Annotated in this window: 8 protein-coding genes; 6 read left to right on the plus strand and 2 right to left on the minus strand. The window is 57.9% G+C overall.

Going from position 1 to position 8,118, the window contains the following annotated elements; genetic code table 11:
• Positions 1-495: 495 nt before the first annotated feature.
• Together Q0520_RS03655 and Q0520_RS03660 are read right to left on the minus strand one after the other, a co-directional pair.
• Positions 496-1,029 carry a hypothetical protein gene (locus Q0520_RS03655; protein WP_298666742.1) on the minus strand — a complete coding sequence of 178 codons (534 nt, stop codon included), beginning with the start codon at positions 1,027-1,029 and terminating at the stop codon, positions 496-498.
• Between the two features lie 22 nt (positions 1,030-1,051).
• Positions 1,052-1,960, minus strand: a complete 909-nt coding sequence (locus tag Q0520_RS03660; protein WP_298666747.1) for a hypothetical protein — start codon at positions 1,958-1,960, stop codon at positions 1,052-1,054.
• Positions 1,961-2,170: 210 nt separating this feature from the next.
• On the opposite strand from Q0520_RS03660, the gene Q0520_RS03665 reads away from it, so the two are divergent.
• From Q0520_RS03665 to Q0520_RS03690, 6 genes are all read left to right on the plus strand, one after another.
• A complete protein-coding gene (locus Q0520_RS03665; RefSeq protein WP_298666750.1) occupies positions 2,171-2,752 on the plus strand; it encodes a hypothetical protein in 582 nt (193 codons plus the stop codon).
• Between the two features lie 254 nt (positions 2,753-3,006).
• Positions 3,007-4,044: an N-6 DNA methylase gene (locus Q0520_RS03670; protein ID WP_298666753.1), complete on the plus strand. Its 1,038-nt coding sequence runs from the start codon at positions 3,007-3,009 to the stop codon at positions 4,042-4,044.
• 126 nt (positions 4,045-4,170) lie between these two features.
• Complete coding sequence (locus Q0520_RS03675) at positions 4,171-5,064, plus strand: hypothetical protein (RefSeq protein WP_298666755.1); 894 nt, start codon at positions 4,171-4,173, stop codon at positions 5,062-5,064.
• A gap of 427 nt (positions 5,065-5,491) precedes the next feature.
• On the plus strand, positions 5,492-6,085 hold the full coding sequence (locus tag Q0520_RS03680) for a hypothetical protein (RefSeq protein WP_298666758.1): 594 nt from the start codon (positions 5,492-5,494) through the stop codon (positions 6,083-6,085).
• The gene (locus Q0520_RS03685; RefSeq protein WP_298666761.1) at positions 6,082-7,554 is read left to right on the plus strand and encodes an N-6 DNA methylase; all 1,473 of its coding nucleotides are present in this window, start codon (positions 6,082-6,084) and stop codon (positions 7,552-7,554) included. The genes Q0520_RS03680 and Q0520_RS03685 overlap by 4 nt, the downstream gene beginning before the upstream one ends.
• A 218-nt stretch (positions 7,555-7,772) precedes the next feature.
• Positions 7,773-8,118: hypothetical protein (locus tag Q0520_RS03690; protein WP_298666764.1), on the plus strand; the 346-nt coding region annotated here is incomplete at its 3' end.

An 8,118-nucleotide genomic window follows, 5' to 3' on the forward strand; every position in this document is an offset into this window, starting at 1 on the left:
CTCTGAAAAATGAAATTGGCATACAATCATCGACCACCTGCCAAGAACAAAAAACCACCATGCCGTCGAGATCGTCCAGATGGTTGGCGATCGAGTCGTGCTCCAGGGAGACGAGGATCCTGTTGCAGCGCATCACATGGCAGGACGGCCGTCTGCGTGCGACGCGAAAAGATTCTGGGCCACCCGAACATGCCGTCGAGGGGGAAGGGCCAGAGGGCGGTACGCGGGATTTTTTCAGGGACAGAGAGGTCGGCATACACCTCCCGGCACAATGACCACCGTCGATGACCGGGATGAGGTGCCGGTCGCCCATGAAGAACTCCGGGGAGGGGGCAAGGCGTGGTCGGGGACAGAGAGCCCGCCCTCCTCAGCCGTCGAGAGATGGAGGCGCAGGCCGGGCGCACCCTCCTCCAGTGTACGGGAGAACCGGCCCTGCCAGGTCGGCAAGGAGGCGGTCGAGGGCAGAGGGAGTCTCGTCCATAGAGCACTCACTCCTCAGGAGAAGTACTGGAACCCGCCCAGCGCCTTCCCATTGAGGTACTCCCGTGTCCGGTCAAATGCCGTTCTCGGCCGTACCCCCTGGCGGTAGAGGTGGTAGTAGTAGTTCACGAAGAACACCGCCGCGTCGATAAAAGGCACCTCCCTCTGCGGCGCTATCATCGCCGCCGCCATCGTCGTCGCCAGGAAGGGATCGGCAAAGCACTTCCTCCCGAGTTCGCAGGCCGAGACCGCCACGGTCTTGCCGAGGAAACACTCCGCGGGGAACTCGTCGGGGTGTATCCTCCCCCGCGGCATCTTGAAGCATGCCTCGTCCCCGCTGGCCGCGCCGTGACCGCTGAGGTGGACTGAGGCGTACTCCTCCACCTCGCCGGAGGCGAGGAACTCCAGCAGGTCTGAGCAGTTGGTGAACTCGAAGTAGTCGGCGAAGTCGATGCCTGTCGTGTGAAGGAACTCGTAGAGGACGAGCCCTTCCTTCTTGTCTTCATTCTGCGGGACGCACTCGATGATTGCAAGTTTTTCCTGTGACATACTCAAACTCTCCTGTCGGGTCTCAGTTCCACCGCGCCGCCTCCGTGAGGCGCGTCTGCTCCCGGAGACACCTCTCGACGACCTGGAAGGTGTCGAGGGTGCTGGCGAAGTCGAGGGTCTCTTTCGGCGTGTGCTCGTGCATAAAGCCGCACGAGAGGTTCACGATGGGGATGGGGAACGCCTCCGCGATCTGGTAGCAGTCCGCCATCGTCCCCCGGTCGCTGCCCGCCATGGGTGCGCCGAGGAAAGCGGAGATCGCCTCTATCTCCTCGACATATCGGTCGGAGCACATCTTCAGGCCGGCATAGGTGTGGATGATGTCAGAACCGCTCGTGGAGCGGCGATCTATGGTGAAGGCGAAGGGGACACCGGCAAAGAAGCCCCGGTTCTGTTCATCGGCCAGGGCGTAGGCCACGCCCGCGCCGCCCGTCTCCTCTCGGGTGGTGAGCAGCACCTTGAACCGCGGGCCGAGGCGCTCCTTCAGGGCCAGGATGATGGCGATGCCGGCCTTGTCGTCGAAGCCGCACTGGATCGGATGTTTTTTCGTGACTGTCCCACCATCGAGGGAGATGATGTCCTCCTCGGCCAGGCGGGCGCGTATGTCGTCGCCCCATACAGGCCGGGTGTCCATGTGGGCGGTCAGCAGGGGGAGGTCTCCCACCTGCCCCGCGGGCACGGCGACCAGGTTCGCGTACTCGTCGACCCGCACCTCCCAGCCGTCGGCGAAGTAGGTGGAGGCGATGTGCCGGGCCAGGGTGTCTTCGTCACCGGAGGGGCTTGCGATCCTGACAAGGTCCTTCAGGATCTCGAAGAGGCGGGAGGGGAGGGTGTCGTCGTCACCAGGGGTGCGCCGGACAGTGCCGGACGAGACAAAGACGTTTTCGTATGACATATCGCCGCTTTTTTCAAATGTATCCGAGTTCGTTTCCATTTCTGAACCTCCGTGGTGTCCCCCTGTAAGCAGGCAGGACGTATTGTGATTGTAACTCATTGCTAATAAATTAGTAGCGTTCTACCTAATGGTAGGTTTGAAGTAGCATGCTACCCAATGTGATCACACCTGCGGGGTACGGCGATGGAAGAGGAAGACGATTGGAATTCAGGGAATGAAAGGGCGCTTTCAACATCCCGGTGGACCATCGTGCGGGGAATATATAGTTATAAATGGAGTTCATTCCCGGGCGAAGCACTACCCGACATCATCAGGATCGAAGATATCGAGACAGACCCCATTGGCATTGTCCGGAAAAAAGAGAAACCCATATGCGCCCTGGACGATCAAAGCCGGAAAAGAATACCTGAAGACCTGAAGAAACATCTGGTGGAGGAAGGAGATGTCCTCGTTACCCTCACCGGCCCCCCCTTTAAGTGCGCCGTCGTCGACAGCACCTCGGCCGGCCTGGTGATCAGTGAGAACATTGCGGCTATCAGACTCGAAAAAGAGAGGGATGCCGCCCCGCCCGAATACATTGCCCTCTATCTCAACTCGCCATGGGGTCAGAAAGACCTCCTCACGTACGCAACCGGGGCCGCCCACCTCAGGAAGATCACCCCGGACAAATTATCCCGCCTCACCATCCCCTGCCCCACCCCGGAAACGCAGGATGCCTATGACTTCGTCCGGGCCTATTACCGTCATGAAAAACTCCGTATGGAAGAGCAGGAAGTCCGCACCCGTTTGATGACAGGGATACTCCAGAAGATTTTTGGGAGGAGAAGATAGTGCAAAAAAACCTTCGTTCACCAGAGATCGTCAGGAAGACCCTCCATTTACTGAAGGACATCGGCCTCCGGGATCATGTCGAGGCATTCGCGGTTCTCCTGCTCTATATCCACAGGCACGGAGAGTGGAAAGAGATATACTACTCTGCACAGGACTATTCCCCCATTATCAAAGACAGAATTCACAGCGAAGCAGAACATTTGGGGCTCCGCGATGTCGTGACATCCATCTCCCTCGATTCGGCCAACAGTGATATGATCTGCAAGGCGGTCAGGAGACTCAATGACCTGCCCTCCGGGGACAGAGAGTACTTCGACGCGATCGATACCTGTCTCATGGCCCATGACCAGAACACAGGAATGTCACCTGCCATTGCAGACATCATACTGCGGATCGCCTCCCCACAAGGACGGGTGCTTGTCCCCTTCTGCAGGACAGGTATGCTCTGCGCCAGAACGAGATCTTTTGCCCCGAACATCCACACCCTCCTCTGGACCACCCTGCACGATAGAAATGCCCTCCTCTGCAGGATGGCAATGCGGGCATATGGAGTGTCGCACGACACACGCGTCGTCGAGACCAGCGGGGGGGCAGAGGAGGAGGAAGAGGAGGAAGAGATTCTCCTTCCCGAAGGGATAGACCGGACCGACGTCATCGTCGCGGACTGTGCCTCGTCCAAGGAGATCGCACAGAAGTTTAATGCGGCGACTTTCCAGAAATTGCAGGACATCCTCACTCCGCGGGGCACTCTCACTCTCCTGGTTGCCCCGGGCATCACCTCGGGAGCACAGTTCAAGCAGATACGGAAAAAATTGGTCGACAACCAATGGCTTGACGCCATTATACGCCTGCCAAACGAACTCTTCCCGAGAATCAGGAACGATATATACCTGATAGTGATCAGGAAAGAGAAGACCGGGCCGTATGTCCTATTTGTCGACGGCAAAGAATTGAGCGAGAAATATAAAAAGAAAAACCTGATCGAAGACACCTTTTTTTCCGGGATCATTGACGATTACTGGCAGCACCAGTATGAAGGGCGGCGGCGCAATACCCTCGAAAGCTGTGAGGAGAAAAAAATCGGCCCTTTTGCCAGAGAGATTCTGTATTCTACGATCTTTAAAAATAATTGCGATTTCGACATTGTACGATATATCGCCCCAGAACCAGAGGTCATTGACCTCTTCAAAGAGAGCGAGGATCTCAGAAACATCTGTATGAAAAGAGAAATGGCAGAAAAAGAGCTGGATGATTGTATCAAGAGAGTGCTGGCTCAAGATCGCAGGAAGTAGAGAGATGGCCGGGGCCCATGATTCTGGGGGAGGTATCTTCCTCATGACCGGCCTGGCCAATAATCGCCCCGGCGCAAACCAGAAGACACATATCGTGCCATAACTACCTCCTTCCAGGTATTGAGGATGTTATCGACACCAGAATCAGATTTAGATTTATATTGCAGGGTAAAAGAAGATTATTTTACCATTCTCCAGGATATTGTGCGCATTGATTCTCCCTCCGGGGAAGAGATGGCGCTCTCAGAACATATCTGCGCCCGTTATTCCAACGGGCAGTGGCATGGAGAGGTGGACGAGACAGGCAACATCTCTTTCACGCCCACGGATAGGATAGAGGAGGAGCGTCTGCCTCTTCTCAACGCCCATATAGACACCTTCCCTGTCCGGCAGGATCGCCATCAGATAGCACAGGAGGAACAGGCCAAGAAATTAGCATGTCCCGATTTTCTTCGCCTTCACGATGGGGGCGTTACGAAAGCTGAAGAGATTCAGGCAGGATTCGATGATAAGGCGGGAGTTGCCCTGATCCTCTATCTGATGCACCACACCGATCTCCGTTTCCGTGCGATCCTGACAGTACAGGAAGAGAAGGCCGTTTCAGGGAAACCGTCCTATGGGCGAAGCGGAGGTTTCGGCATTGAAGAAGCGATGAAAAACCATCCGGAGTTTTTCAGGGCTGCCCTCTGGACAATCATAGTCGATCGTGAGAACAGGAATGACATTATCGATATGTACGGGAAGGAGGACAGCCCACTCCAACCCAGGATCCGGCTCTGTTCGCAGGATTTCACCGACTGGCTTGTGAAGATCTCTGCGGATGCCGGGTACCCCATGGAGGTCACACGGGGTAAGATGGGAGACGCGTATAACATACGCCGTGCTTTTCCGGACCTTGATGTTGTCAACCTGTCCTGCGGATATTATCGCGACCATAAACCCGATGAATGTTTGAAGATCGATGAGACCCTGAGCATCATGCGCATTGTTGAAATGTGCATCAGGGAGAGAGGGAACTGATCGTGATTGCTATCACAGGATTGCAGCACGACACCTCGTCAATTAGTCACCCGGCCGAACGTGAGCATACAACGAGCAGAATGACAGAATAGATCACTCTCTCAAGAGAGAAGAGGAAAGGCAGGGATGAACGCACCACTTTCTCCTCTTCTCACCACCACATGTGTCCCAGGGAAGAGACTTAGGAGATATAAAGTCAAAAATATTGGCATTAAAAGGACAGAAAAGTATAGTCCTGCGTAATAAACTTCATTTTTTAATCAGAATATGGGGGGGAATGCGATCGACCATACGGTCCCTCTCACGGGCGCTTACACAAAGTATATATCTCCCGCATACGAGTATGATGCATATCACGCGAGTGAGTAGTGATATAATGGACAAATCGAGTATACAACCTACTGTAAAATGTGGAGGGGGGGGGACCGTGACCCCCACAAAACCTCTCAAAGATCTTCTCGTCGAGGGAAAAATCCTTCGCGGCGCCCACACAGGGAAACCCACCTCAGAGAGCGACCCCCTGTACCCGGTGGTGGGCATCAGGGCGCTGGCTGAGGACGGCACCGTCGACCAGGACAACGTCGAGCACCTCGCGGTCAGGACCGAGACTGACATCGAGCGCGCCCGCATCCACACCGGCGACGTCCTCCTCTCGATGCGGGGCCAGTTCCGCGCAGCCCTTGCCGACGAAAAGTGCGAGGGCCATATCCTCTCCCAGAACCTCGTCATCCTCAGGTTCAGGGAGGAGGCCGACGCAGCCCTGATGGCCGAGTACTTCAACAGCCAGCAGGGGAGGGACGCCCTCGCAGCCCTTGCTCGCGGGACCGTGCTGCCCATGCTCTCCATCATGGCCCTGGAAAGACTGGAAGTCCCGGCCCTCAACAGAGCCAACGACGGGGAAGGCCTGGCCGCGTGCCTGGCAGCCTACCGGGAGTACGAGGCCCTCGCACGAAAGGAAGCAGAGCTGACAGCCCGGATCAAAGAGGCGCTGATCGCCGATTACCTGGGGGTGCGGCGATGACCAATCCCCGGTCACTCAGCGGCGACCTGCTCCAGGTCAGGAGCATACTGCGTGCCGACCCGGCTACCGCACACTCATCCATCATCCTCACCGCCCTCCTCGCCCTCAAAATGGTGGCCGATCAGAGGGCAGAATGGGAAGAGGCGACAGAAAACCATCGCAGACCCCTCCCCATAATGATGATAGAAAGGGAGTACCACGCACAGGGCCTTCCCGGTTTCCTCCCCTACGCCCCCTTGTGGGACGAGATCCGCACCGCGGAAAGCCCGGGAAACGCGCTGAACGCGGCTTTCGCCCGCCTTGAACAGGCCCACCCAGGCAAGGAAAGATGGTTCGACGCCCTGGACTTCGATACTGGCCTGGACAAACTCTGGACAGAGGTCGTCGAGAAGATCTCCGCCCTCTCGTTCCGCGACGCCGATGCCCGCAACCGCATGCAACTCCGGTTCCAGGTGTACGGTGGGATCCGGAATGAGATCTGGAGAAGCAGAGTTTTCGCCGTCCCTCCAATTCTCGCCCGCCTCCTTGTCCGCCTCCTCGCACCCGCGGACGGAACGTCCGTCTTCGACCCCTTCTGCCAGGATGGAATGGTCCTGAGAGAGGTGGTACGGTACGCCAGGAAGAACAGAGAGAGCGGCGTCACCCTCTACGCCCAGACACCGAACGACCACAGCAGGCTGGTCACGGCCCTCAACCTCCTCGTGCACAACTGCCCTGACGTGCACATCGCCACCGGCGACCCCATCCTGACGCCCGGGTTCGTGCAGGACGACCGGCGCCTCGGGGAGTTCGACCGTGTCGTCGGCACCGTCCCGGCGGGTGCCATGGACTGGGGGTCTGAGGTCCTGCAGCACGACCCCTATGTCAGGTTCGTCTACGGCGTCCCGCCGCGGACGAGCAGGGACTTTGCGTACCTCAGCCACGCCATCGCCTCCCTTGCCGACGGCGGGAGGCTGGTCGCCGTCGTCCCGGCAGGCATCCTCTTCAGGAGCGCGAGGACGGAGAAAGAGATCAGGGCGAACATCATCAACAAAGACCGCGTCGAGGCGGTCATCGCCCTGCCGCCCCGGATCTTCCCCTCGACAGCGGCGGAATATGCGGTCCTCGTCATCGCCGCGGGCAAGGCAGCGGAGAGGCAGGGCAGGACGGCCTTCATCGACGCAACAGGGTTGTTCCTGGCGGGGAGGGGGCGGAACATCCTCAGAGACGAAGACACCGCGAGAGTCCTTGACGCCTACACCTCCTTCAAAGAGATCGAAGGCTTCAGCGCCGTGGCGACCACCGACGAGATCGCGGAGAACGACTTCACCCTGGAGGTCTCGCGCTACGTCCTCCCGGTGGAGGAGAAGGTCGAAAAAATCGACCTCGACGCCACCTTTGCAGACCTCGAAGAGGTCAGGAGAAAGAAGGCGGAGGCCCTCGACCGGTTCCTGGCGAGCGTCGCACGCCTGAAGGACACGCAAAGATAGACAGGACCGGAGGCAGGACCATGTGAGAGGCACATGTTAGAAGTACCGGAGGTGCCGCCTGGCGAGGCACCGAGAGACGAATCGACAGAAGAACATTATCCGAGATGACGTATGACCGAAAAAAGGATTACCTATACCGGAGGCGCCGCCTGGAGGGTGCCTTCAGCGGAAAAAATGAGAGAACAGAGCGCACACCCGCACAAAAGGACGTGGCCTGCATGACACCGGACGACGACGAAAGCCTCAGGTCGGCACATGAGAAGATGACCCTGATGAGCCGCACGGCCTTCCATGACATACTCAACCTGGCCTCTGCGGCCCGGGAATACGATGAGTTTATCGCCGGCGAGCTGCGGAAATACCCCGAACTGTACAGGCACCATATGTGCATGATGAGAGCGGTGGGCGGCATACAGTGGAACGCCGAGACCGCCGGGTCCTACCTGAGCCATGGTGTGCCGCCCTCGACCTGGCTCCGCCTCCAGGACGTGGTCAGGGAAGCAGCGGCCGCAGTCCCCCACGACCATGTCGACCTCGTGGTCGACGTCGGAAACGCCGAGGTCT

The organism is uncultured Methanofollis sp., assembly GCF_937919355.1.
Classification (GTDB): domain Archaea; phylum Halobacteriota; class Methanomicrobia; order Methanomicrobiales; family Methanofollaceae; genus Methanofollis.

Bases quoted from the DNA above. Each gene is read 5' to 3' on its own strand.
- Q0520_RS03655 (WP_298666742.1), bottom strand. From the start codon at position 1,029: ATGTCACAGGAAAAACTTGCAATCATCGAGTGCGTCCCGCAGAATGAA.
- Q0520_RS03660 (WP_298666747.1), bottom strand. From the start codon at position 1,960: ATGGAAACGAACTCGGATACATTTGAAAAAAGCGGCGATATGTCATAC.
- Q0520_RS03670 (WP_298666753.1), top strand. From the start codon at position 3,007: ATGATCTGCAAGGCGGTCAGGAGACTCAATGACCTGCCCTCCGGGGAC.
- Q0520_RS03675 (WP_298666755.1), top strand. From the start codon at position 4,171: ATGTTATCGACACCAGAATCAGATTTAGATTTATATTGCAGGGTAAAA.
- Q0520_RS03685 (WP_298666761.1), top strand. From the start codon at position 6,082: ATGACCAATCCCCGGTCACTCAGCGGCGACCTGCTCCAGGTCAGGAGC.